22 protein-coding genes are annotated in these 24,273 nt (G+C 66.8%); 3 read left to right on the forward strand and 19 right to left on the reverse strand.

The features are described 5' to 3' along the window. Positions 1 to 84: 84 nt before the first annotated feature. The 13 genes from LTI14_RS01715 to LTI14_RS01775 form a co-directional block, all read right to left on the reverse strand. Positions 85 to 1,830: an ABC transporter ATP-binding protein gene (locus LTI14_RS01715; protein WP_241475573.1), complete on the reverse strand. Its 1,746-nt coding sequence runs from the start codon at positions 1,828 to 1,830 to the stop codon at positions 85 to 87. Beyond that, entirely contained in the window at positions 1,830 to 2,996 is a 1,167-nt protein-coding gene (locus LTI14_RS01720) for an ABC transporter permease (RefSeq protein WP_241464007.1), read from the reverse strand. Before LTI14_RS01720 ends, LTI14_RS01715 begins: the two co-directional genes overlap by 1 nt. Further along, positions 2,993 to 4,516: an ABC transporter permease gene (locus LTI14_RS01725; RefSeq protein WP_241464006.1), complete on the reverse strand. Its 1,524-nt coding sequence runs from the start codon at positions 4,514 to 4,516 to the stop codon at positions 2,993 to 2,995. The genes LTI14_RS01720 and LTI14_RS01725 overlap by 4 nt, the downstream gene beginning before the upstream one ends. Before the next feature lie 141 nt (positions 4,517 to 4,657). Continuing rightward, a complete protein-coding gene (locus LTI14_RS01730) occupies positions 4,658 to 6,496 on the reverse strand; it encodes an ABC transporter substrate-binding protein (protein ID WP_241464005.1) in 1,839 nt (612 codons plus the stop codon). Positions 6,497 to 6,955: 459 nt separating this feature from the next. Then, positions 6,956 to 8,227, reverse strand: coding sequence for a YihY/virulence factor BrkB family protein (locus LTI14_RS01735; protein WP_241464004.1), 1,272 nt, complete (start codon positions 8,225 to 8,227; stop codon positions 6,956 to 6,958). A gap of 39 nt (positions 8,228 to 8,266) precedes the next feature. After that, positions 8,267 to 8,626, reverse strand: a complete 360-nt coding sequence (locus LTI14_RS01740) for a cation:proton antiporter (RefSeq protein WP_241464003.1) — start codon at positions 8,624 to 8,626, stop codon at positions 8,267 to 8,269. Beyond that, positions 8,626 to 8,892: a monovalent cation/H+ antiporter complex subunit F gene (locus LTI14_RS01745; protein WP_241464002.1), complete on the reverse strand. Its 267-nt coding sequence runs from the start codon at positions 8,890 to 8,892 to the stop codon at positions 8,626 to 8,628. The genes LTI14_RS01740 and LTI14_RS01745 overlap by 1 nt, the downstream gene beginning before the upstream one ends. Then, positions 8,889 to 9,296: a Na+/H+ antiporter subunit E gene (locus tag LTI14_RS01750; protein ID WP_241475575.1), complete on the reverse strand. Its 408-nt coding sequence runs from the start codon at positions 9,294 to 9,296 to the stop codon at positions 8,889 to 8,891. The genes LTI14_RS01745 and LTI14_RS01750 overlap by 4 nt, the downstream gene beginning before the upstream one ends. Further along, positions 9,293 to 10,897 carry a monovalent cation/H+ antiporter subunit D family protein gene (locus LTI14_RS01755; protein ID WP_241464000.1) on the reverse strand — a complete coding sequence of 535 codons (1,605 nt, stop codon included), beginning with the start codon at positions 10,895 to 10,897 and terminating at the stop codon, positions 9,293 to 9,295. Before LTI14_RS01755 ends, LTI14_RS01750 begins: the two co-directional genes overlap by 4 nt. Continuing rightward, complete coding sequence (locus LTI14_RS01760; RefSeq protein WP_241470108.1) at positions 10,894 to 11,427, reverse strand: sodium:proton antiporter; 534 nt, start codon at positions 11,425 to 11,427, stop codon at positions 10,894 to 10,896. The genes LTI14_RS01755 and LTI14_RS01760 overlap by 4 nt, the downstream gene beginning before the upstream one ends. Then, entirely contained in the window at positions 11,424 to 14,432 is a 3,009-nt protein-coding gene (locus LTI14_RS01765; RefSeq protein ID WP_241475590.1) for a DUF4040 family protein, read from the reverse strand. The genes LTI14_RS01760 and LTI14_RS01765 overlap by 4 nt, the downstream gene beginning before the upstream one ends. 199 nt (positions 14,433 to 14,631) lie before the next feature. After that, the gene (locus LTI14_RS01770; protein ID WP_241475592.1) at positions 14,632 to 15,450 is read right to left on the reverse strand and encodes a superoxide dismutase family protein; all 819 of its coding nucleotides are present in this window, start codon (positions 15,448 to 15,450) and stop codon (positions 14,632 to 14,634) included. 61 nt (positions 15,451 to 15,511) lie between these two features. Beyond that, complete coding sequence (locus LTI14_RS01775; RefSeq protein WP_241475594.1) at positions 15,512 to 16,462, reverse strand: cation diffusion facilitator family transporter; 951 nt, start codon at positions 16,460 to 16,462, stop codon at positions 15,512 to 15,514. Positions 16,463 to 16,557: 95 nt separating this feature from the next. Between LTI14_RS01775 and LTI14_RS01780 the strand changes: the two genes are divergently transcribed. After that, positions 16,558 to 17,727, forward strand: coding sequence for an amidohydrolase (locus LTI14_RS01780; protein ID WP_241475595.1), 1,170 nt, complete (start codon positions 16,558 to 16,560; stop codon positions 17,725 to 17,727). A gap of 127 nt (positions 17,728 to 17,854) precedes the next feature. Then, positions 17,855 to 18,196 (forward strand): acylphosphatase, encoded by a 342-nt coding sequence (locus LTI14_RS01785; protein WP_241475597.1) that lies wholly within the window; start codon positions 17,855 to 17,857, stop codon positions 18,194 to 18,196. A 55-nt stretch (positions 18,197 to 18,251) separates the two neighbouring features. On the opposite strand, the gene LTI14_RS01790 is transcribed toward LTI14_RS01785, so the two are convergent. Continuing rightward, positions 18,252 to 20,381, reverse strand: a complete 2,130-nt coding sequence (locus LTI14_RS01790; RefSeq protein WP_241475599.1) for a S9 family peptidase — start codon at positions 20,379 to 20,381, stop codon at positions 18,252 to 18,254. A 128-nt stretch (positions 20,382 to 20,509) separates the two neighbouring features. Here LTI14_RS01790 and LTI14_RS01795 point away from each other — a divergent pair, with 128 nt between their 5' ends. Beyond that, the gene (locus tag LTI14_RS01795) at positions 20,510 to 21,118 is read left to right on the forward strand and encodes a DNA-3-methyladenine glycosylase I (RefSeq protein WP_241464434.1); all 609 of its coding nucleotides are present in this window, start codon (positions 20,510 to 20,512) and stop codon (positions 21,116 to 21,118) included. A gap of 40 nt (positions 21,119 to 21,158) precedes the next feature. Here the strand turns inward: LTI14_RS01795 and LTI14_RS01800 are convergent, their stop codons facing one another. The 5 genes from LTI14_RS01800 to infC form a co-directional block, all read right to left on the reverse strand. Then, entirely contained in the window at positions 21,159 to 21,464 is a 306-nt protein-coding gene (locus LTI14_RS01800) for an RNHCP domain-containing protein (RefSeq protein ID WP_241475601.1), read from the reverse strand. Continuing rightward, positions 21,461 to 22,432: a TrmH family RNA methyltransferase gene (locus LTI14_RS01805; RefSeq protein WP_241475603.1), complete on the reverse strand. Its 972-nt coding sequence runs from the start codon at positions 22,430 to 22,432 to the stop codon at positions 21,461 to 21,463. The genes LTI14_RS01800 and LTI14_RS01805 overlap by 4 nt, the downstream gene beginning before the upstream one ends. Positions 22,433 to 22,598: 166 nt before the next feature. Continuing rightward, entirely contained in the window at positions 22,599 to 22,979 is a 381-nt protein-coding gene (rplT, locus tag LTI14_RS01810) for a 50S ribosomal protein L20 (protein ID WP_058888465.1), read from the reverse strand. A gap of 49 nt (positions 22,980 to 23,028) precedes the next feature. Beyond that, a complete protein-coding gene (gene rpmI / locus LTI14_RS01815; protein WP_241463983.1) occupies positions 23,029 to 23,223 on the reverse strand; it encodes a 50S ribosomal protein L35 in 195 nt (64 codons plus the stop codon). Positions 23,224 to 23,480: 257 nt separating this feature from the next. After that, entirely contained in the window at positions 23,481 to 24,251 is a 771-nt protein-coding gene (infC, locus tag LTI14_RS01820) for a translation initiation factor IF-3 (RefSeq protein ID WP_241464433.1), read from the reverse strand. Between the last annotated feature and the right edge of the window lie 22 nt (positions 24,252 to 24,273).

Below are 24,273 nucleotides of genomic sequence, written 5' to 3' on the forward strand. Positions count from 1 at the left end.
GGGCAGTTTTTCAGCTGCGTTACAGGTTCCGTACATGTGACCGTGTTTCACGCGCAGGCGCGCAGAGCGTCCTGCAGGATCTCCTCAGGCGAGCGCGGCGAGCAGACGCTGCCGTTCGGTGCGTCGTCGAGCTTGGACCTCAGGGTCGGGAACCGGGGCGGCTGCCAGCAGCTGCTGGGTGTAGGACTCCTTCGCGTGGCGCAGCACCTGGTCGGTGGTCCCCTGTTCCACCGTGCGCCCGTTCTGCATGACCATCACCTTGTGTGCCAGAGCATCGACCACGGCGAGGTCGTGGCTGACGAAGAGGCAGGCGAAGCCGTAGTGCTGCTGCAGCTCGGAGAACAGGTCCAGCACCGCCGCCTGCACGGAGACGTCCAGCGCGGAGGTGGGTTCATCGGCGATCAGCAGCGTCGGGTTCAGGGTGAGTGCGCGGGCGATGCTGATGCGCTGCCGCTGGCCTCCGGAGAGCTCGTGCGGGTACCGGTTGAGCACGCTGGAGGGGAGCCTGACGGCGTCGAGCAGCTCCCTGGCCCGCGCCATCCGTGAGTTCTTGTCTCCCTCCTTGTGCACGACCATGGGCTCGGTGATGATGTCGCCGATCGGGAATCGGGGATCAAGCGACGCGGCCGGGTCCTGGAAGACCACGCCGATCTCTCGCTTGAGCGTCTTCCTCTCCTTCGACGGCAGCGCCGGCATGTTCATTCCGCGCACGCGCAGCTCACCTTCGGCGACGTCGAGCAGACCCAGCACCGCCTTGGCAACGGTGGACTTGCCGGAACCGGACTCCCCCACCAGACCCATGATCTCCCCGGGCTGGACGGTGAAGTTGAGGTCATGCACCACCCGGGTCGCCCTGCGGCGGAACTTGTACTCCAGCGCGACGTCCTTGGCCTGAAGCGCCGGCGGCGCGACGCTGGCGGCGCCGTCGTCTCCGTCGCCGGAGAAGCCGTTGGTCGTGCCGTTGGGCGCGAGGCCGTCAGCTGAGGCATCGGCACGCTCGGTGACGCTCACGCGCTCCGGCTCCAAGGATGGGTCTCCCGCCGCGCGCAGCAGCGGCATCGCCGCGAGCAGACGCCTGGTGTAAGGGTGCTCGGGGTGGCTGAGGATCTTGGTGACCGGGCCGGTCTCCACCACCTCGCCGTTGAGCATGACCACCACGCGGTCGGCCATATCTGCGACCACACCCATGTTGTGGGTGATCAGCAGGATGCCGGTGTTGAGCTCCTCCTTGAGTTCGCGCAGCAGGTCCAGGATCTCGGCCTGGACCGTGACGTCCAATGCGGTGGTCGGCTCATCGGCGATGATGACCTTGGGCCCGCAGGCGATGGCCATGGCGATCACGATGCGCTGCCGCTGCCCACCGGAGAACTGATGTGGATACTGCCGGATCCGGGTCCGCGCGTCGGGGATGCCCACTCGCTCGAGCAGCTCGATGGACCTCTCCAGCGCCTCTGCGCCGAAGGCGACGTCGTGAACCTGCAGGGCCTCGATCAGCTGATCGGAGACGCGCAGCACCGGGTTCAGCGCCGTCATCGGCTCCTGGAACACCATGCTGATGTCCGCACCCCGCAGCCGGCGCCGCTCGGCGGTGGACATGTTGAGCACGCTGCGACCTTCAAGCAGGACCTCACCGTGGACAGTCGCGTTCTCGGGCAGCAGCCCCATGGCCGTGGAGGAGGTCACGGACTTCCCGGAGCCTGATTCGCCGACGACGGCGACGACTTCGCCGGGCATGACGTCGAAGGAGACGCCCTTGACCGCATCCACATCGCCGAACTCGGTGGCGAAGCTGACCCGGATGTCCTTGTAGCTCAGTACTGGCTCGCGCATCAGGAGTCCCTCTTCTCGTCGGTCGGATCGTGGCCGAAGTCTGGACCGTGATCGCTCATTCCTGCGGGCATCTGCAGCTGGGAGGGACCTCCGGAGAGCTCCTTGACCTGCGTGCCGGCCCGCTCCTCTGCGGTGGCCCGGCCCAGCAGGCCGAAGGCGGTCCGCCAGCCGGGACGGCTCGAACCGGTGCGCTTCTGCCGCGGGTCGATGGCATCGCGGAGTCCATCGCCGATGAAGTTCACGCTCAGCGCGATGGCGATGATGAAGAGTCCGGGGAACCAGAAGAGCCAGGGTCGGGTGGTGAAGGCGTTCTGATTGTTCTGGATCAGCGAGCCCAACGAGGTCTCCGGGGGCTGCACGCCGAATCCGAGGTAGGACAGCGTGGTCTCCAGCAGGATGGCCGCGGCGATGGCGAAGGTCGCGTTGACCACGATCACCCCGATGCTGTTGGGCAACATGTGCTTGAGGATGATTCGAGCCGGGTGGGCGCCCATCGCGACCGCCGCCGAGACATAGTCCTTCTCACGCAGGGAGAGGATCTCAGCGCGGACGAGTCGGGCGGTGCCGGTCCAGGTGGCCAGTCCGATGAACAGCGCCAGCGTCAGCGTCCCCCCGGGCAGGTTCTGCGCATAGGCGCCGAACACCGCGGCGAGGGCGAGCAGCGGGACCACGATCACCACATCGGTGACGCGCATCAGCACCGCCTCGATCCACCCGCGGAAGTACCCGGCAAGAGCACCGACCAGCACTCCGAGGAAGGTGGAGGCGAAGGCCACGCCGATCGCGACCACGAGCGACTGCTGGATCCCGCGCATGACCATGGCGAAGTAGTCCCGGCCGATGCTGTCCTGGCCGAAGGGGTGGTCACCGAGGAAGCCGTCGTTGAACATGGTGGGACGGCCGCCGTCGACCGTGATGCCGGTGGCCAGGAAGCTCTTCGACCACCAGCCGGTCCCCTGGCCGGAGAAACCGATGGAGGTCACCGAGATGATGATGATGAAGACCAGCACGGCCATGGAGACCACGGCCGGCTTGTGCGCGAAGAATCTCCGCCGGACCAGCTGGCCCTGTGAGTAGGAGCGATGCGCGCTGGCGAGTTTCGCATCTTCGGCCTCGGCGGCGCTGAGCACGTCCTCGGGCGGGATGGGGGGTGTCTGTGAGCTCATACTCTAATCCTCGGATCCAGGACCGCATACGTGAGGTCCGCAATCAAGTTGAACAGCACCGCTGCGGCGCCGGTGATGAGGGTGAACGCCATGACGGGCGCGGGGTCGGCGTTGCTCAGGCCGGTCACGAACATGTTTCCCATGCCGGACCAGCCGAAGACCTGCTCGACGACGACGGCGCCGCCGATCAGCCCGGCGAAGTCGAAGGCCACGATCGTGGTCAGCGGGATCATCGAGTTGCGGAAGGCGTGTTTGAAGACGACGGTGCGCTCGTTGACGCCCTTGGCGCGTGCGGTGCGGATGTAGTCCTGGTTGACGGCCTCCAGCATGGAGCTGCGGGTGTACCGGGTGTAGGTGGCCACCGAGACCAGCATCAGGATCGTGGTGGGCAGGATCAGCTGAGTGCCCTGGTCCAGGGAGACCTGCCAGAAGTCCCCGCTGAAGTTCGGCGAGGATGAGCCGATCGTGGCGATCGGACGCGGCTTCATGCCCAGGAATTCGGGCCAGGCCCGCATGAAGTGGTCCAGCAGCACCATGACTGCGAAGAGCGAGGCGGTGATCACGCTGACCGCCACAGCCTGCCCCTTCGCGTGGCCGCCCATGGTTCGACCCACGAGCACGGCGACGGCGATGGTGACCACGAAGAGGCCGACGATGCTCAGCCAGCCGCCCGGAGGGTCGATCAGCAGCCAGAAGGTGGCGTAGTAGGAGACCAGGCCGAGCCCGACCACGGTGAGCGCCGAGTACAGCACGCTGCGGTTCCTCAGTCCGGAGAGCAGGGCGGTCAGACCGAAGGCGAGTCCGATGCCCAGAAGCGTGATCAGCGCGGGGCCGAGCCGGGGCTCTCGGGCGTAGTTCAACGAGTCCAGCAGCGGCATGGCGATCATCACGAAGCCGAACATCACCGCACCGGTGAGCAGCCGCCGCCGGGCGGAGCCGCCGATGATCAGCGGCACCAGGATCGCGGCGACCGCCGCGACCATGAAGATCTGCGTCCAGCTGAAGTGTGGTTCACGCAGCCAGTTGTTGTAGGTGATGCCCATCCAGTCCTTGGCCAGCACCGCGGCCCAGAATACCGGGAGCGAGAAGAAGAGGAAGACGAAGAACGAGACCGCGTAGTCCAGGGAGGAGTACTGCCGGATCGCGGTGACGATGCCGGTGAGGATGCCGATGATGATCGAGAGGATGGTGGCCAGGAAGACCAGGCGCAGCGTGGAGGACGCCGAGTTCGCCACCATGGCGCCGACATCCTGTCCGCTCATATTGGTGCCGAAGTCGCAGGCGCCGACGGCGCAGCCGGCGATCCCGGAGAGCCAGATCCAGTACCTGGAGTACCAGGGCTGATCCAGGTTCATGAAGTCGATGCGCTGCTGGATCAGGAATTCGACGTTGTCGGCATTGGACTCGCGCAGCTCCAGGAGCGGATCACCGGAGTTGATCACCAGGACGAAGACGAGCAGGGAGGCGCCGAAGAGCACCGCGATGGCGCTGAGGAGTCGTTTCAGAACATAGCTGTACACGGGGTGGTTGTACCTTCCACGAGCTGTGGGGGAAGCATCAGTGGGGTTCGATCCGGAGTTCTTCCGGATCGAACCCCACTGATGTCGATGGTCCTGATCAGCTGAGGTGCTCAGCGGAGAGGGACCTGCGGACTGCTGAGATCACTCGGCGCGCTGCCACTGCTCGGCGTTCCACATGATCTGGTCCTGCGACGCGGTGTCGCGGACGTTGCTGATCGTGATGTCCGAGCCGGAGAGCTGCGGGTGCACGTAGAGCGGGATCCCGAACAGGTCGCCCCAGAGCTCCTGCTCGATTCCGATGATGATCTCCTGCTGCTCGTCGGCATCCTCAGTCGTCGCGAGCTGGTTGAACAGGTCGTCCACGGTCTCGTTGGAGTAGCCGCCGTAGTTCTGCGGGCGATCGGTGGAGTAGATGTTCTGCCCCGAGACGACCTGGCCCGAACCGGCCCAGGCGAAGAGCGCAACCTCGTAGTCACCGGTCTCCAGGGCACCGCCCGGAGCGAAGAAGTCCTCGCTTCCCTCGTCGACGATCTCGAAGCCTGCTTCATCACAGGAGGCCTGGATCTCGGCGACGGTGTCCGTGCGACGCGGGTTCGGTCCGGCGTAGCCGATGCGCACCTCGGTGCCGACGGCGTCCTCAGCCTCGAGGATCTCGCGGGCGCCTTCGACATCGACCTCGTCGTAGGTGCCCTCATAGCTCTCGGAGACGATCTCCTCGTAGTTCTCCTCGAAGCTCAGCGACTCGCGGGCGTTGAGCACCGAGGCCTCGGGGTTGACCGGCTCGATCAGGTTGCTGACGATCTGCTGGCGGGGCACGCACATCGCGAAGGCCTCCCGCAGTTCGAGGCTGTCGCTGAAGGCACCGTCGTTGAAGTTGAAGTCAAGGTGCTCCCAGGTGGCGGCCTCACCCTCGTGCAGCACGAAGTCATCTTCGAGACGCTCGAGCTGGCCGCGGGTGTCGACGGTGGCCTGCGGACGGGCGATGTTGAGGTCGCCGTTCTCCAGGGCCTGGACGTGCTGGCCGTCGTTGACGAAGCGGTAGACGATGCGCTCGGTGCCCGGCGCGCTGCCCCAGTACTCCTCGTTCGCAGTGATGGTCAGTGACTCCCCGGCCTGCCAGTTGTCCAGCTTGTAGGGGCCCGTCACGGGAATGAGCTCCTCATCGGGGAACTCACCTGGGTCGGTGAACCAGCCGTCGTTCCAGAACTCAGCTGCCGGTTCCAGCGCCTCGGTGTCAGCCTCGCGCACCGCGGTGACCAGCTCATCGAGCTCCATGTCACTCTGCTCTGCGACGACATGAGCCGGCAGCGCCGAGCCCACCAGGATCTCCCAGTCGGCAAAGGGCTCGGTGTACTCGATGGTGAAGGTCTTGCCCTCGGGGTCACCCTGGGGGCCTTCGAGCACGCGTTCGCCGTAGGTCTGGGAGATGCCGTTGAAGAGCGGCTCATCATCGGAGTTGGTGAGCTCGGCGTTCTGATACGCCCAGTCGAGCACGTAGTCCGCGACGGTCACCGGTGTGCCGTCTGACCAGCTGACATCCTCTCCGATGGTGTATTCCACGGTGAAGGGATCCTCGCTGGTGACCTCGTAGGAGCCGAAGTCCTCATTGGGGTACCAGACGTTGTCGGTGCCCCAGTAGCCGAAGCCGTCGAAGAGTCGGTTGACCACGACGGAGTTGTACGTGCTGTAGGTCTCCGGGGTGAACCCCTGGTAGCTGATGAACTCGGTCTCACCGATGGAGACCGAGATCTCGTCATCCATGGTCTCCAGGTCACTGGTGTCTGCCTTGCCGGTGTCCTCCGGCTCGGTGGTGAACTGCTGCCCCTCCGCGGTGATCGCGTCGGTGTTGCCGCCATTTTCGCCGTTGGACGTTTCTTCAGCCTCGGCGTCGTCGTTGTCGCCTCCGGGGGTGCAGCCGGAGAGCACGAGTGCGCCGGTGGCCAGAATGGCCGTCGCCGCAGAGAGTTTCCTCAGTTTCACAGTTGCTCCTCATCCTTCAATGCGATGTGACCGGCGCGATTTCTTCCCCTCATCCCTCGAGAAGGTGACCCATCTAACACCGGTTCAATGTGCGAACCAGACTACGGTCGGCACGACCGGCCGGTTGGCCATTTCAATGCGTGTGATGGAATCGTTACCCGACTCAACCGACTGAGATATGACCCAGATCACGGCTCGATTCTGCGTCCGATCAATCCGCGAAAACATGTGTGAAACATGCAACGGCCACCTGGAGACAGAGAAACTCCCGTGCGATTCCGCCCAGGGAATCGCACGGGAGTTACCAGGCGGTCACATGTCCGCACGTTATGTGAGGAGCGCCACTTTGCCGCTTGAAACACGTAAGCAACATTCGGATCAGACTTCTGCTACTCATTGGTAACGGGGGCTGACCTGCGAATAAGTCAGAGTGTTACGTCGCTGTGCCGGGTGTGGTGCTCAGCGCCGCCAGGAGGCCTCGGGATCGGAGGTCTCACCCTGAGTCATGCGCAGCGCCTGGCCCTGCGCCACGAGGTCCTCATACTTCTTGGACTTCTTCTCTGCGGTGCCCATGTCCCGGGGTGGAAGCATGATGGTGCGCTCGGCCTCGATGCCGCTCTGCAGCTGGCGTCCGCGTTCCAGTTCGGAGTCGAACTCGGCGCCCAGCAGCAGCACCAGGTTCATGATGTAGACCCAGATCAGGAAGATGATGACGCCTGCCAGCGCGCCGTAGGTGGCCTCGTAGTTCCCGAAGTTCGACACATAGAAGAACACCGCAGCAGTCGCGAGCACCATGACCAAGATGGCCAGCACGGCGCCGGCGGAGATCCAGCGGACCCCGGGCTGACGCAGATTCGGCGTGACGTGATAGAGCATCGCGATGCAGATCACAGCCACGATCAGCAGCGCGGGATAGGTGGCCCAGTTGAAGATCGTCACGGCGGTCTCGCCGAGCCCCACGGTGTCCCCCACCGCCCGGGCGATGGGCCCCGAGATCAGGAGCAGGAAGACCGCGGTGGCCACCAGCACGAGAAGCCCCGCGGTGACCAGGTAGAAGATCGGACGCAGCTTCAGCAGCGAGCGGCCCTCTTCCACCTCGTAGACCCGGTTCATCGACCGGGAGAAGGCGTTGACGTAGTTCGAGGCGGTCCACAGCGCGGTGAGCAGGCCGAGCGCCAGCCCGATACCTGCACCCTCCACGCTCGTGATGGCTTCGATGGCCGGTCTGATCTGCTCCATGGTGTCGGACTCGAGCATCTGCGCGGCGGTGGAGAGCAGGAATTCCTGGGTCCGTTCGCCCTCGCCGACGAATGACATCAGCGAGACCAGCGCGATCAGCGCCGGAAAGACCGAGAGCACCGTGTAGTAGGTCAGCCCTGCGGCAAGATCCGTGCAGCTGTCGCGACCGAACTCCGTGAGGGTCCGCTTGGCGCTGTACTTCCAGGTGGTGCCGGTCAGCTTCACCGGGGAGGACGTCTTGTGGTCCTCGCTGTCCCCGGAGATGGACTCCTCGAAGTCCTCACGCTGGCGGTTCTTGACCATGAACGGCTGGTCCGCCGCCGCGGAGAGGGTGCCGACGCGCAGCTGGTCACCCTGGTGCACGGTGGCACCGGAGCGGCCCCCGTCCTCGATCTGGTGCCGGGGTGCACGATGGGCCTTCAGGGCACCAGCCGCGCGGCCTGCCGGGTTGGAATTCTTGGGGTGACCCTGCGGGTCGGAATGAGCGCTCATGGACTCAAACTATCGGCATGTGACCTCAGGACCAACTGTTCAACGACCCCCTGACACCTCACGTCTGGTCATAGCCAGCTCGTCGATATGTGTGATCGGAGCGGGCAGGGCGTTGTTGAGGTATCCAGCCCTGGCGATGGCCATGGATCCCACTGCCGAGGTGAGCAGCTGCGCGACGATCGCGATGATCGCTTTGACCAGGTTCAGTCCGCTGAAATCCATCAGCAGCGCGCCGAAGACGATGGACGCCACCCCCAGTCCCGCGGAGGTGCCCACCGCCGAGGCGCGCAGGTAGAGATCGGGCAGCTTGAACAGCCCGATCGCGGAGATGACGATCGTGGCGATGCCCACGAAGATGAACACCAGGCCGAAGATGTCGGCGATGTGATCCGGTTCCATCAGCGGCGACCTCCTGATCCGAGTCGTGCCATCGACAGCGCCGCCATGAAGCCCAGCAGCGTGGCGATGAGGATGATGTCGAAGAGCGCCTCGATATTGGTGCGCAGTCCGATCAGGGCGACGAAGCCGATGGTCGCGAAGAAGATCAGGTCTGCGGCCACAGCCCGGTCCATGGTGCGTGGGCCGATCAGCCCGCGCACGGCGGCGATGACCATGCCGATGGCCAGCAGGATCAGCGCGACCTCGAGAGTCCATTCGGAGATCATCGGCTCTCACCTGCCTCATCCAGCGGACGGACCACCGGAAGCTGGGTCGGACGGCTCAGGTCCCCGGGGACCCGCCGCATCGCGCGCAGCAGCCGGTCCTCCATCTCCTGGATCTCGGCCACCAGCTGCTCGCGGCTCTCCACGAACATCCCGTGCACGTAGAGGATGCCGTGCCCCTTGGAGATGGTGATGGTCAGCGTACCCGGGGTCAGCGTGATCAGCGAGGAGATCATCGTCCACTCGCTGTCGCTGCGCGAGGCGGCCGGCACCGCGATGATCGCGGGCCGCATCTTGGAACGTCCGCGCAGACGCAGCACCTCGGCGGTCACCGTGTAGTTCGAGATGATGAACTCCTTGGCGTACCAGAAGAGGAATCCGATGATCCGAAATGACCAGCTCATCATGCGCCGCTCACCGCCCTCACATAGTCCAATGGGTTGAGCAGGTTCTCTGCCGCGGTCTCCGACCAGCCCATCAGCAGCTCTGCCCCGAGTCCGAAGAACAGGGTGATCGCGGCCAGCAGGATCGCCGGGAAGATCAGCTTGAAGGGGACCTTGACGGCCTGCTTGCCGGCGAGCACCGCGGTGGTGGTCGCCGTCGGCGGTCCGATGGTCAGCGTGGGGGTCTCGGCCTGCGCCTGCACCCGCAGGTAGCGCTTGCCGTGCATGCGCTGCTGATAGGTCAGCGCGCGCTCCTGCAGGTCGTCGGGCTCTGACCCCATGAACACGCCGGTCCAGATCTTCAGCATCGAGAGCAGCGTGAAGATCGAGACCACCACCGCCACGGCGGCCACCCAGTAGTGGGATTCGGCCAGGGTGGCCTGGATGATCGCGAACTTCGCGACGAACCCGGAGAAGGGCGGCAGCCCGGCCAGCGAGAGCGCGGCCACCATGAAGGTCACCGCGATCAGCGGCTCACGTTTGAGCATGCCGCCGAGCTTGTCGATCTCTCCGGTGCCATAGGTCTCTTCGATCGCGCCGGTGGAGAGGAAGAGCGAGGCCTTCACGATCATGTGGTGGAGCAGATAGAAGATCGCAGCGGTGAGCCCCAGCAGGGTGAACAGTCCGACGCCGATCAAGATGTAGCCGATCTGGCTGATCATGTGGAAGACCAGGATGGACCGGGTGGTCTTCTCCCCCACCGCGCCGAGGACGCCGATGAGCATGGTGGCTGAGGTGATCACCAGAGCCACCCAGAGGAAGCGCTCGTCGCCGTCGAAGAGCAGCGAGTAGATCCGGTAGATCACGTAGATCGCGACCTTGGTATGGATCCCGGAGAACAGCGCGGTGACGGCCGGGGAGGTCATCGCATAGGTGCGGGTCAGCCAGCCGTGGACCGGCACGACCGCGGCCTTGATCGCGACGGCGGTCAGCACCACGCCACCGGCGAGGGCGACGGCGGGGTCATCCTTGCCCGCCCCATGCAGCTCCGCCAGGTTCACGGTGCCCGCGGTCGCGTAGACCAGGGCGATGCCCACCAGAAGCAGCGTGGAGGCCAGCAGGTTCACCGAGACATAGATCCGCGCCCCGTGGGCGCCGAGCTTGGCGCCCATCATGGCCAGCAGGCCATAGGACGGAAGCAGCATGACCTCGATGAACACGAAGAGGTTGAAGATGTCTCCGGTCATCAGCGCGCCGGAGACGCCGGCCATGAGCACCAGCACGAAGGGGTGGAAGAACCGAGCCCGGGCCTCGTGGGTGGCCATGGCGAAGAGCACGCTGGCGAAGGCCAGCACCGACATGATCATCAGCACCAGCGCGGAGAGTGCGTCGACCACGAACGGGATCGAGACCCCGTAGTCCCAGAGCCCGACCTGGTGGACCAGCACGGTCCCGTCGCCGGTGGCGATCACCAGCAGCACCGCGAAGATGAAGAGCGCGGCCAGGGTGCCCAGGCTGATCATGTGGCGGGCCAGACGCTTCTTGCGCAGCATGACGCCGACGGCGGCGAGCAGCAGCGGTATGCCGACCGCCAGCGGAAGCAGCGGAGGAAGTATCTCGGTCATCGGGCGTCTCCCTCCTGGGTCTCGGTGTGCGCCGTCGCCTGAGGCGCTGTCGCCCCGGGCTCGGCGGAGGAGGCGGTCCCCGGCGTCTTCTCCGGCCAGGGGTCTCCGGTCTCGTCCTCTCCGCGCTCCACCACGATGTCGCCGGACTCCGTGGTCAGACCGAAGAAGCCGGCGTCGTTGGTGTCGCCGCGGTCAGCGGCGAGCAGCAGGGCCGGCGAGACCTCGACGTCCTCGGTGTCGTCGTCGGTGGTGGTGGTGATCGCCAGGGTCACCATGAACATGGTGATGGAGAATGCGATCACGATGGCGGTCAGCACGAAGGCCTGCGGCAGCGGGTCGGCCTGTTCGCCGAGCTCGCCGGAGCCGATATAGGGCACGCCGCGGTAGGCGGTGTTGCCTGCCGCGAAGAACATCAGGTTCGCGGCGTGGCTGGCCAGGACGAAGCCCAGCACGATCCGCACCATTCCGCGCTGCATGAACAGGTAGACGGCCGCGGCGGTGAGCAGCCCGACGGCGATGGCGATGCTCATCGGTCGTTCACCCCTTTCGGTTCGATGTCCGGGTGAACCCCGGGCCAGGACTCATCCGCCTGCACTTCGAACGGAAGGTCGCCGGGGTCGGCGTGATAGCCGGCGGGGACCTTCAGCGTGGAGAGCTCCGATTCGCTGGTGCCGCGCGCGCGGCGGTGTGCCTTGAGCAGCTCCGCAGGGTAGCGCTGCGCCTGACCGAGCCGGTCCAGCGCGACCAGCACCGCGCCGATCACGGCGAGATAGATGCCGACGTCGAAGATCAGCGCCGTGGTGAGTGAGAACCCGGCCTCGGAGCCCCAGGGCATCGGGAGTCCCTCCATGATCACGATCGGGCGCAGATAGGAGCCCTCGAGGAAGCCGGCGAAGCCGATGGCCGCGCCGGTGATGATGCCGCCGACGATGACCAGCGCATAGTCGAAGCGCAGCTTCACCGAGGTGTCGGAGGGGGCGACCAGGTAGCGCAGCGCGAAGAAGCCGCCGGCGACCAGCGCGGCGATGAACCCGCCGCCGGACTCGTAGTGGCCGCGCAGCAGCAGGATCAGCGAGAGCAGCACGATGAACGGCGCCATCCAGTTGAAGACGCTGCGCATGGCGGTGGTGTTGTCCCCGGCATGATCCAGCGGGGTCCCGGACCATTGCCGCGAGGCGGGCGGCTCGTTGTCCGAGGTGGCGAAGGAGGAGTTCAGCAGCGCCAGGATCGCGAAGCCTGCAACGCCGAGCACGGTGAGCTCTCCGAAGGTGTCCAGCGCGCGGAAGTCCACCAGGATGGAGTTCACCGCGTTGAGCGCGCCGGTCTCCTCGTAGGTGTTGAGCAGGTACCACTCGGCGACCGGGGACTGTCCGCGCCGGCCGGTGAGTGCGAAGGTGGCGGCGAAGGCCATCACGCCGAAGGACAGGGCCACCGCGATGGCGACGCTGCGCCGGGTGCGGGTGACCTTGTGGAAGCGCTTGGGCAGCTTGCGCAGCACCAGGACCAGCACCACCACGGTGAGGATCTCCACGAGCAGCTGGGTCATGCCCACATCCACCGCGCCGAGCGCGAAGTACCAGGCGGCGACCACGAACCCGGCGCCGCCGGCGAGGACGACCGCGGCGGCGCGGTTCTCGGCGATGACCGTGCCGGCCAGGAAGAAGACCAGCAGCCCGATCAGCACCCAGTCGGTCATCCGGGTGTTGCCGGGATCGAACTCTCCGACCACCGGCGCGGCGACCAGGCCGGCGATGAACACGCCGGCAAGCAGGATGCCCGGAGGGGCGAGGTGCACCGCGTGCACGTCGCTGCGCGTGATGTCTCCGACCCGGCGGCCGAAGTTGATGGCCCCCAGTCGCAAGGACTCGGCCAGTTCGACGCCGGTGAACGGCAGGATCCTGCGCGGAATCAGGTTGTCCAGGCGGGCTCGCATCGCGACGACGAGCAGGCCGCCGCCGACGATCACCGCGGAGAGCATCAGCTCGGTGTTGAAGCCGTGCCAGAGCGCGAACTCCGCCGCATAGGTCCCGGTCTGAGCGTCCTCGCCGGCCCGGGTGATCAGCCCGTCGAAGACGAAGGGGGTGAAGCCGAGCACCAGGCCCGCGGCGGCGGGCAGCAGCGCCGGCAGGTAGAAGCTGGCGGGCGCCTCATGGGGCGTGGTGGGGTCGATGGGCTCGTGGTATTCGTCCTTGGACCCGGTGCCGGTGTAGCTGGTGAACGCGCCGAGCACGATCCGGCCGCAGTAGGCGAAGGTGCCGATGGCGGCGAGAACGGCCATGCACGTCAGCGTCCAGGTCAGCGCGGCGGGCATGTCCGCGGAGAGGAACCCGGCGAGCAGGTGCTCCTTGGAGACGAAGCCCAGCAGCGGCGGGACCCCGGCCATGGAGAGTGAGGAGATCAGGGTGATGACCAGCGAGATGCGCATGGTCCTGCTCAGTCCGTTGAGCCGTCGGATGTCTCGCGAATGCGCCTCGTGCTCGATGATGCCCACCATCATGAACAGCGCGGACTTGAACAATGCGTGGGCGACCACGTGGATCGTGGCGGCCACCAGCGCGGTGGGGGTGCCGATGCCGATGACGGCGACCAGGAAGCCCAGCTGCGAGACCGTGGAGTAGGCCATGATCTCTTTGATGTCGTGGCGCTGCAGGGCGAAGAGGGCGCCCATCAGCGCGGTGGTCAGACCACAGCTGATCAGGAGCACCTGCCACAGCGTGGACTCTTCGAAGACCGGAGAGAAGCGCAGCAGCAGGTAGATGCCGGCCTTGACCATGGCCGCGGCGTGGAGGTAGGCCGAGACCGGCGCGGGGGCGACCATCGCATCGGGAAGCCACAGGTGGAAGGGGAACTGCGCGGACTTGGTGAAGGCGGCGAAGGCGATGAGCACCGCGACCACCGAGGTGAAGGTGGTGTTGTCCTGCCAGGCGCTGTGCGTGAGCGCCTCGGACATGGACGTGGTGCCGGTCTCCACGATGATCAGCAGCACCGCGGTGAGCAGGCCCAGCCCGCCTGCGGCGGTGATCAGCAGCGTGCGCTGGGCCGGGGCCGGGGCCTTGTCTCCGGAGCGGTTGATCAGGAAGAAGGAGCACAGCGTGGTGAACTCCCAGAACACGAAGAGCAGGATCAGGTCATCGGCGATGACCATCCCGCTCATCGCGAAGACGAACATCAGCATCCACAGGTAATAGTCCGAGGTCTTCTTCTTGACCGAGAAGTAGCGGGCCGAATAGGCCATCACCAGGGCACCGATGAAGAGGATCAGCAGCAGGAAGACCATCCCGAGCCCGTCCAGGCGCAGGCTGAGGCCGACGTCGACCGTGGGGATCCAGGGAAGGTGCTCCTCGATCACTCCCCCATCCAGCAAGGTGCTCAGCCACGGCAGCGTGGCCACCCCGATGCCGGTCAGCGCCACGGCGGCGAAGAAGCCGGTGTCGCGACCGAGGGCGCGGTGGACCAGGGCGGCGATCGGGACCAGGGCCAGAGTCAGCATCAGGAGCACCATGAGCGTCATCGGCGGACCACCGCCGGCGCGCATGAGCGCATGGAAGGTCTTCGCGAGTGCATGGTGCCTCCAGTCGGTGCGGGTGAAACGGCGCGGTGAAGCTCATCGCCGACCAGTCTTCCCGGCACACCAGTGTTCGACTATATCTATGGGGCTGATCTCTCAGCAATCGAGTCGTGCTCATGGAGTGCGGACCATGCTCCGGTGTGATCCGTGCTACGGCAAGTGTGTCCTACTGCTCCTCGACGACGCCGCAGGCCACGCGGCTCCCGGAGTCTCCACTGGTCAGGGTCTCGGCGTCGGGGCCGAAATTGCGCTCGGGGACGTTGCCATGGTTGTCCGCCTGGGCGTGGATGATCACGGAGCTGCCTTCTGCGCTGAGCAGGTCCTCCGGCGCGAGTCGATCGCTGACCAGGCTCAGCCAGCCGGTCCGGTCCTGGTTCACCAGCAGGTTCGGCAGATCTCCGGCATGGCCGGGGTGGGTCACTGCTTCGGGCTCTGCGGGCGGGACCTCCTCGGTGAGGTCATTCAGGTCGGTCTCCGGAGCTTCCTCCTGCGGAGCCTCTTCGCCCTCCACGATGCCCATGTCTTCCTCCATGGTCCCTACCAGGTGACCGCCGGAGGACTCGAAGTCTCCGAACACGCCGTCCTCCGAGCTGGACACCGGCTCGCACACGCCGCGTTCGTGGACGGTGATGCCGCGGAAGCCTGCGTCGACGTCGTGGACCTCGGCCTCGATGAGCACGCCGTTCTCGACCTCGGAGAAGCTCACCGTGCCGATGTCGTTGCCCGCCACGTCAGCGATCTCTGCGGAGGCGAATGGCTCCTCGGAGCCGTCCGGACCGGCGCCGCCCGCCTCGCCGTCCTCGTCTCCGGCCTCGGCGAGCTGAGCGTCCCCGGCGTCCGCGTCGTCGTCGGCGAGCGCGGGATCGCTCTGCTCAGCATCTGCATCGCCGCAGCCCGCCAGGGCCAGCGCCGCTGCCAGCGCGATCCCGGCCAGCGGAGCGCCGCGGAACCAGGGGGAGGCGGATCTGTGCGGTGGAATGCTCATGACCGCACAGCCTACCGGGCGCCCGCTCAGACATGTGCACAGGGGTGGTCGAGGGGGCTGATCAGGCGTGGGTGTGGGTCTCACCGGCGGCGATGCTGCGCGGCTCGAGCTGGAAGGTGGAGTGTTCCACCGCCACGTCGAAGTGTTCGGCCACGCAGGTCTTCAGCCGGCTCAGCGTCTCCGGCACGCAGCCATCGCGGAAGCAGGCGTCATCGAGGACCACATGGGCGGAGATCACCGGCAGCCCGGTCGCGACCGTGGAGGCGTGCAGGTCGTGGACCTCCTGGACATGGTCCTGGGCCAGCATGTGCGCCCTGACCTGCTCCAGGTCAAGCCCGCGAGGGGCGAACTCCAGCAACACCCGCGCGGTCTCGCGCAGCAGCAGCAGCGCACGCGGAATGATCAGTGCGGCGATGGCCAGCGCGGCCACGGCGTCGGCCTGCTGCCAGCCGGTGGTCCAGATCACGACGGCTGCCACCATCACCGCCAGCGATCCCAGCGCATCGGCGGTGACCTCGAGGAACGCGGCACGCATGTTGAAGTTGGCCTTCCGGCCCGAGGCGAGCACCAGCAGCGAGATCACGTTGCCGGTCAGACCGACTGCCCCGAAGATCAGCAGCTCGATGTGCAGAATTGCGGGCGGTGCGCTGAGCCTGCCGATCCCCTCCACCGCGGCGTAGATGCCCACGCCCAGCAGCAGCGTCGCCTGCAGCAGCCCCGCCAGGATCTCCACGCGTCGGAAGCCCCAGGTGCGCTGGGATGTGGCGGCCCGGTGCATCAGTCCCGCCGCGACCAGGGCGACACCGAGGCCGATGCTGTCGGTGAGTGAATGCACGGCATCGGTGAGCAGCGCCAGCGAACCGGTGACCCAGGCCCCGATGGCCTGCGCCAGGACGACACCCACGGTGATGGCGCAGGCGATCGCCAGCCGACGGCGGTGTGAGCGCGTGCGTGCGGCAGTCTCGGAGGAGGCAGGGTCGTCGGCGCGGGCGCCGTGATCATGGTGGTGCATCGTGGCACCATTCTCCTGCGTTCCGCCGAGATCTCCCAAGCTGCGAGCCGGACGCAGAAGCGTTCTCAGCAAGGCGAGTGCGCTAGAGTCCCCACATGGTTGCTCAGAGAAACTATGTCATCAGCAATGCGCACATCCTGCCCATCAGCGGTGAGCCCTTCGACGGCTCCCTGGTGGTCACCGAGGGCCGGATCGCGGCCCTGGGGCCCGCTGTGGACCATCCTGCCGAGCATGAGGTCATCGATGCCGCCGGCGGCTGGGTGCTGCCGGGACTCATCGATGCCCACGTGCACCTGGGGGTCCATGAGGAGGGCGAGGGCTGGGCCGGCGCCGATGTCAACGAGACCACCGATCCGGTGACCGCGGCCGTGCGCGCCCTGGATGCGATCAACCCGGCGGAGATCGGCTTCGCCGACGCCCGGGCCGCGGGCATCACCACCGTGAACGTGAATCCGGGGTCGGCCAATCCGATCGGCGGGCTCACTGTGGCGCTGAAGACCCAGGGGCGGATCGTGGACGAGATGGTGCTGCGCTCCCCCTCGGGCCTGAAGTCAGCCCTGGGTGAGAACCCCAAGCGGATCTATGGGGAGCGCAAGCAGACCCCGAACACCCGGCTCGGGGTCGCGATGACCATCCGCAAGGCCTTCACCGAGGCCAGGAACTGGCAGGCCAAGGACTCGGCGGACCGGCCCGGGGATCTCGTCTCCGAGGCGCTGGCGCTGGTGCTCGACCGCAAGATCCCCTGGCGCCAGCACTGCCACCGCGCCGATGACATCGCCACCGCGCTGCGCCTGGCCGATGAGTTCGGCTATGAGCTGGTCCTGGATCACGGCACCGAGTCCTATAAGCTCGCCGACGTCATCGCCGATCGCGGCATTCCGGTGCTCTACGGGCCGATGATCGTCTCGCGCTCCAAGGTGGAGGTCCGCGACCGCAGCCCCAGGGCCCCGGGGATCCTCGCCCGCGCCGGGGTGAAGGTCTCGATCATCACCGATCATCCCGTGGTGCCCATCGAGTTCCTGATCCATCAGGCGGCCCTCGCGGTGCGCGAGGGCATGGACCCGGTCGAGGCGCTTCGGGCGATCACGATCAACCCGGCCGAGGTGCTCGGGGTGTCAGATCGAGTGGGGACCTTGGAGCCGGGCAAGGACGCGGACCTCGCGCTCTGGTCCGGAGATCCGCTGGACACCAGGAACCGGGTGCTGCACACCTGGATCGACGGAGCGCTGGTGTTCTCGCACGAGCCCGCCGAAGCCTCGGCCTGAGCCTCCGCGCCGGCCTGAGTCTGCGCGCCGCGGCGATCCCGTCTCGAGCCACCTGCGGGCGCCTCCCACCGCGCCCGCAGACGGGCGGGACCTGGTGGCTGGACCCTGAGGGTGTTTGACTGGGCCCATGACTGAACCCCTCTCACCTCCCGATTCCGAACAGCCCCTCGCTCCCTCGGGATGCACGACCGGAACCCACGCGCAGATCACCGGTCGGGTGCAGGGGGTGACCTTTCGCGCATCGACGAAGGCCGAGGCCGATGACCTGGGACTGATCGGATGGGTCAGAAACACCGCCGACGGCGCGGTGGAGCTCCTGGTCGGCGGCGACGGTCCAGCGGTGGACGCGCTGCTGCGCTGGGCCGGGAAGGGACCCGAGTCCGCCGAGGTGACCGAGGTGCAGCAGCGTGAGGCGACCGAGGCGGATCTCGCCTCGCTGCCGCAGGCAGGCTTCGAGATCCGTCACTGACACCAGCACCTCCCTCCCAAGGCGCATCGCTGTGCGACAGATTCCCCGACAGCCTTCAGGAAGCGACGGATGCGGCTGCGCGTCCCGCGGGAGACCCCAGATGCCCGCGGACGGGCTGCTGGTCCGCAGCCGGCGCGGTGAGTCCCAGCTCCTCCGGCAGCGCGGCCGCTTCGCCCAGCAGATGCTCGGCGAGGAAGCCCGAGACCACCTGGTACCAGATCTTCGCGTGCGCAGGGCTGAGCACCCAGTGGTTCTCGTCGGGGAAGTAGAGGAACCGGTGTGCGCTGTGTCCGTCCTCATCCGCCGGCAGCCCCGATTTCGCGAGCAGCTCGTACCAGAGCCGCAGCCCCTCCCCGATCGGCACCCGGTAGTCCTTGTCGCCATGGATGACCAGCATCGGGGTCACGATCTTCTCCACATGCAGATGCGGTGAGTGCTCCGCGGCCATCCGCTCATCGAGCTCGTTGCGCCAGTACGAGGCCATGTCCGTGGTGGGGCCGAACTGATCCAGCGCCCACAGCGAGGCGTGGGTGACGATCGCGGAGAATCGGTCGGTCTGCCCGGCGATCCAGTTCGCCATGTACCCGCCGAAGGAGCCGCCCATCGCGGCGGTGCGCGTCGGGTCGATGTCCTTCCGCGCCTCGGTGGCGTCGGTGATCGCCATCAGATCGGTGAAGGGATGCCCTCCCCAGGAGTTCCAGCCGCGCTGGATGAAGTTCTGCCCATAACCGGTGGACAGCGCCGGGTCGGGCAGCAGCACCGCGTAGCCCTGCTCCACCATCAGCCAGGGGTTCCACCGCCAGGTCCAGGCGTTCCAGGAGTTCAGCGGCCCGCCGTGGATCCAGAGCAGCAGCGGTGCCGGCTGCTCCGTCGAGGCGGAGGCGGGAAGCGCAAGCCAGGCCCGCACCGGCGCACCGTCGGCCCCGGTGGTGGTGACCTCGGTCAGCGTGCCGGGCAGCTCCGGACGCACATGGGGATTCTGCAGCCGCGCGGCCTCCCCCGTGCTCAGGTCGATCGAGACCACCTCCTCAGGGAAGGCGTAGCTGGAGCGCACCCCGTAGGCGGTGTGACCGTCAGGGGCCACGACGACGGCGGAGTAGGTGGCGTCCTCGGTGGTGACCTGCTCCACCGCACCGCTGGTGGCGTCCACGCGGAAGACCGGACCGCGTCCGCCCTGGTCGGCCAGCGCGAGCAGTCCTGAGCCGTCCGGCAGCCAGGCCGCGGGGGTGAGCCACAGGTCAGCGTCCTCGGCGAGCCGGGTCAGCGCGCCGGTGTGCAGGTCCAGAAGGTGCAGCTGCGGCTGCGGGGCTCGCTGCGGCGTCGGCTGGGCGGAGCGCACGACGGCGGCGCTAAGCCCATCGGGGCTGATCCCTCCGGCGCTGAAGGTGTACCCGGGTTCGTCCGCGATGATCCGACGCTCACCGGTGGCGGTGTCCACCACCGCCAGAGCGGTGCGCTGACCGGCCCGGACTTCGGGCACGACGACGCTGATCAGCGCGACGGTGCCATCCGGGCTGACCTTCACGTCTCCGCCGAAGCGAGCTTCGAGACCCTCGGTGAGGTGGCGAAGGCTCGCCTGCTCGGAATCCGTGGGGAGGGCCGCGGCGTCGTCGTCGGGCTCCAGGGCGAACAGGCTCGGGCGGGCCGGGCCGAGATCGTGGTCCCAGAAGCGGATCGGGTATCCGGTGTGCAGGATCGCCTTGACCGAGGCCTCCTCGCGCTGCCTGTGCAGCTGCTCGTGCGCCTCCTCGGAGTCGGCCCCGGGGAGCAGCGGCGCGGTGAGCAGGATGGTGGACCCCTGCTGGGCGCAGTGCGGCTGACTCACGCCACCGGCGCGTCGACTGACCAGCACCGATTCACCTCCATCCGCGGGGAGCCTGTACAGGGCGGAGCTCTTCTCCTCGGGCTTCTCCCCCGGGCGGTCCGAGGTGAAGTAGAGATCACCTGTGGCAGAGAACCCCGGAGCACCCTCGCCCTTGGGGCTGCGGGTGAGCCGGCGGGCGGGACGGGCGCCGCTGGGGTCGATCTCCCAGAGCGCACCGGTGTAGCCATCACCTGCGGTGTTGACCGTGGAGACGGTGGTGACCAGCCGGGAACCGTCGGGGCTGAGCGTGAGACCGCCGAGGCGAGGATGGGTGACGAAGTGGTCCAGGTCGGAGAAGATGCTCGAGCTGTGCTGTGTCATGGTGCTGTTCTACCAGCGACCGCCAGCATATGGTTGCATTGTACAACTACCGGCGTGGTGGACGGCGATACCCTGGTGGAGTGACTTCTGACGCGACCCCCGAGACGACTCCTGCGACGACCTCTGCGATGACCTCCGGACCCGCGATCGGCCCCGACGGTCTGCCCCGCACACCCTGGGCGCTCGGCAGCGAGATGATGCTGCGCTACTACGACACCGAATGGGGGATGCCGATCCGTGCCGAGCACGGCCTCTTCGAACGGCTGAGCCTGGAGGGGTTTCAGGCCGGCCTCTCCTGGTCCACCATCCTGGTCAAGCGGGAGAACTTCCGTGCCGCCTTCGCCGGGTTCGATCCCGAGGTGGTCGCGGACTACGCCGAGGAGGACATCCTGCGGCTGCTCGACGACGCCGGGATCATCCGTCACCGCGGGAAGATCACCGCGACCATCGGCAATGCCCGGGCCACCCTGGCACTGCGTGACCGCGGTGGCCTGTCCGCGCTGATCTGGTCCTACAAGCCCGAGCAGACCCCCGTGCCGCAGACGATGGAGCAGGTGCCCACCCGGTCAGCGGAGTCAGAAGCCCTGGCCAGGCGGCTCAAGGCGGAAGGGTTCCGGTTCGTCGGTCCCACCACCGCTTTCGCCCTGATGGAGGCCATCGGGATGGTGGACACCCACCTGGTGGGCTCGCACCGCCGGGGCGCCTCAGGGATCGCCTTCACCAACCAGCGCGGCTGAACCGGACGGCGCCGACCAAGAGGGATGATGCAGCACTGAGTCATTGCGGGCGCTGGAGCTCGATGACCCGGTCCATGTCATCATCCGGTGCGAGCCGGTTCCGATCCACCTGTCCGCACCGGGTGCAGCGGTGGAGCAGCAGGAAGCCCTTCTTGCCGGTGTGGTCCACCCCGATGGGTTCCATCGCCGCCCCACAGTCGGCGGCGCGATCGCCCGGGGTGATGTCCACATGCCGGGAGTACAGGCAGCGCGGGCAGTGGTTCCGGTAGCTGCCGCCGAGCTGTCTGGGAATCGGCTGCCCGCAGTGGATGCAGTCGAAGCCGGTGTTCTCGGCCTCCCTGCTCATGCCGTGGGCGCGCTCTCTCCGGCGTCGGAAGTGGCCTCGGCCGAGAGCGCGTGCTGAGCCATCGCGGTGGAGTACATGCAGACCGTGGCCGCGGTGGCCACGTTCAATGATTCGGCAGCTCCGAAGAGCGGGATCGCCACGCGGTGATCGGCGAGCTCGCGCTCAGCGTGGGTCAGTCCGTGGGCCTCGTGGCCGAACAGCCACAGGGTGGGGGCTGCGGGGTTGGCCAGCTCGGCGAGCTGGGTCTCACCCCGGCCATCGGCGGCGAGCACCTGGAAGCCCTTGGCGCGGGCCGCCTCGGTCAGGTCGGCCGGTTCGACCCCGGTGAAGATCGGCACGTGGAAGTGTGAGCCCGCGGCGGAGCGGACGACCTTGGGGCTCCACGGATCCACGGTCCCCGCCGAGAGCACGACGGCGCCGGCGCCGGCGGCATCCGCGGTGCGGATGATCGTGCCGGCGTTGCCCGGGTCCTGCAGCCGAAGCATGGCCGCGACCTGCCCGGCACCCTGGGCGATCTGCTCGAGCTGGGCGTCCAGAGCTTCTCGCCGGGTGGAGACAGCGGGGATGCGGCAGACCGCAAGCATGCCCTGGGAGGTCTCGGCGTCGCCCATTGCGCGCAGCGCCTCCGGAGTGGCTTCGCGCAGAAAGACCCGGGCGTTCGAGGGCAGCTGAGTCTCGGGGTTGAAGAGCACCCCGCGCATCCGGTCCAGCAGCGCGAGCACATCGGGGTGGCGCTCCAGGGCTGCGGGATCGAAGAAGAGAGCGTCCAGTTCGGGGAAGGGCTGCGGGCCCTGTTCCTGCTCCCACTGGCGCAGCCAGATCGTCAGCGCCTCGCGGACCGGCTGGGGCCCCTCGGCCAGGAAGAGTCCCTGCTTGTGGCGCGCGGACCGCCCGGCAAGAGCCGCCACGCGGCGGACGCGGTCAGACTTCGGGTTGTCGACGAGCTCGGGGTCGATGTGCTGGGACATGATTCTCTCTTCTCCTGCTGAATGGACTGCTCATGCATCTCGGGGTGCTCATAGGTTCAGCACGGTGGAGCAGGTGCTGCGTGAATGGTGCTTCGCCAGCGGTGCTGGCACAAAGAAGGCGCCGCCCCCGGTGAGGAGACGGCGCCTTCTGTCACACTGCGTCGAGTCAGACTCGAGCGGCGTTGACGTCCTGCGGGAGCGCCTTGCGGGCGGTCTCGACCAGAACGCCGAATGAGTTGGCGTCGTAGACGGCCAGCTCAGCAAGCATGCGACGATCAACCTCGACTCCAGCGGCCTTCAGGCCCTGGATGAAGCGGTTGTAGGTCATCCCGTGCGAGCGGGCAGCGGCATTGATGCGCTGGATCCACAGGCGGCGGAAGTCACCCTTGCGCTTCTTGCGGTGCTGGTAGTTGTAGACGTACGAGTGCAGCAGCTGCTCTTTTGCCTTGCGGTAGAGGCGTGAGCGCTGTCCGCGGTAGCCGGAGGCCCTGTCTAGGACCTTGCGGCGCTTCTTATGGCCATTGACGGCCCTCTTTACACGTGCCACGTGATATCTCCTTGAGTCTTAAAGTCTTCGGTGATGAAAGTGCTGAGGCTCAGATGCCCAGCATCCGCTTGATGCGCTTCTCGTCAGCCTTGGTGACCAGTTGGTCCCCGGCCAGGCGGCGCTTCAGGCGTGAAGACTTGTGCTCCAGGTAGTGGCGACGGTTGGCCTGCTGGCGCTTGAGCTTGCCAGAACCGGTCAGCTTGAACCGCTTCTTGGCCCCGCTGTGGGTCTTCATCTTCGGCATGGTGCCGTTCTCCTTATGTCGTTCGGACCTGCAACGCCTGTGCTCTCCAGCGACGAGCCGAAGCTCATCTGCTGACGCGGCGGCGCAGAGGTGGGTCATCGACGCGCGGCCGAGGCTGCTCTCGCAGCGACGGAGATCCACGCATCAGACCCCTTTTGGGTGGTGGCGACAGCACCTTGCAGCGCTGTCACACAAACCAGCGCACCAGTCTACGTCATGAGAATGGTGCGCGGGTTCACCGTGAGGAGAGAAGGCCTCTAGAGGTTCTTCAGCTCATCCGGCAGATAATCGGCCATGGAGTTCGAGAGCGGGGTCGCGTCCTTCTTCTCCGTGGGCAGGCGCTCCGCGTTCTTCCGCGAGCGGCGCTCGTTCTTCACCTTGGGAGCCTCGGCCTCGGCGTCAGCCTCGGTCGGCTCCTCCTTCTTGGCCTGGTTCTTCGCCATCGCCTTGGCCTCGGCCTTGGTCTTGAGCGGACCGACGACCATCACCATGTGGCGGCCGTCCTGGCGCGGGGAGGATTCCACGGCGCCGAGGTCGGCGACGTCCTGGGAGAAGCGCTGCAGGAGGCGAACACCCATCTCGGGGCGCTGCTGCTCACGACCGCGGAACTGGATCATGGCCTTGACCTTGTCGCCGGCATCGAGGAAGCGACGGGCGTGACCGACCTTGGTGTTGTAGTCGTGGTCATCGATCTTCAGCCGGAAACGGACCTCCTTGAGCACCGTGGTGCTCTGGTTCTTCCGTGATTCACGAGCCTTGACCGCTGCCTCGTATTTGTACTTGCCGAAATCCATCAGCTTGCAGACGGGAGGTTTGGCCTGGGGCGCAACCTCTACCAGATCCAGATCGGACTCAGTGGCGAGACGCAGGGCGTCTTCAATGCGCACGACGCCCACCTGCTCCCCCTGGGGGCCGACAAGGCGGACTTCTGGTACGCGGATGCGTTCGTTGATGCGTGGTTCGCTGATCTGTCTAGCTCCTGTTGTGAGGAATTCGGTGAATGGGGAGTCACCGGCCAGTGCGCCCAATGAGCTCAACTGGGAGGTGATC

Source organism: Nesterenkonia sp. YGD6 (assembly GCF_022565895.1).
Taxonomy (GTDB): domain Bacteria; phylum Actinomycetota; class Actinomycetes; order Actinomycetales; family Micrococcaceae; genus Nesterenkonia.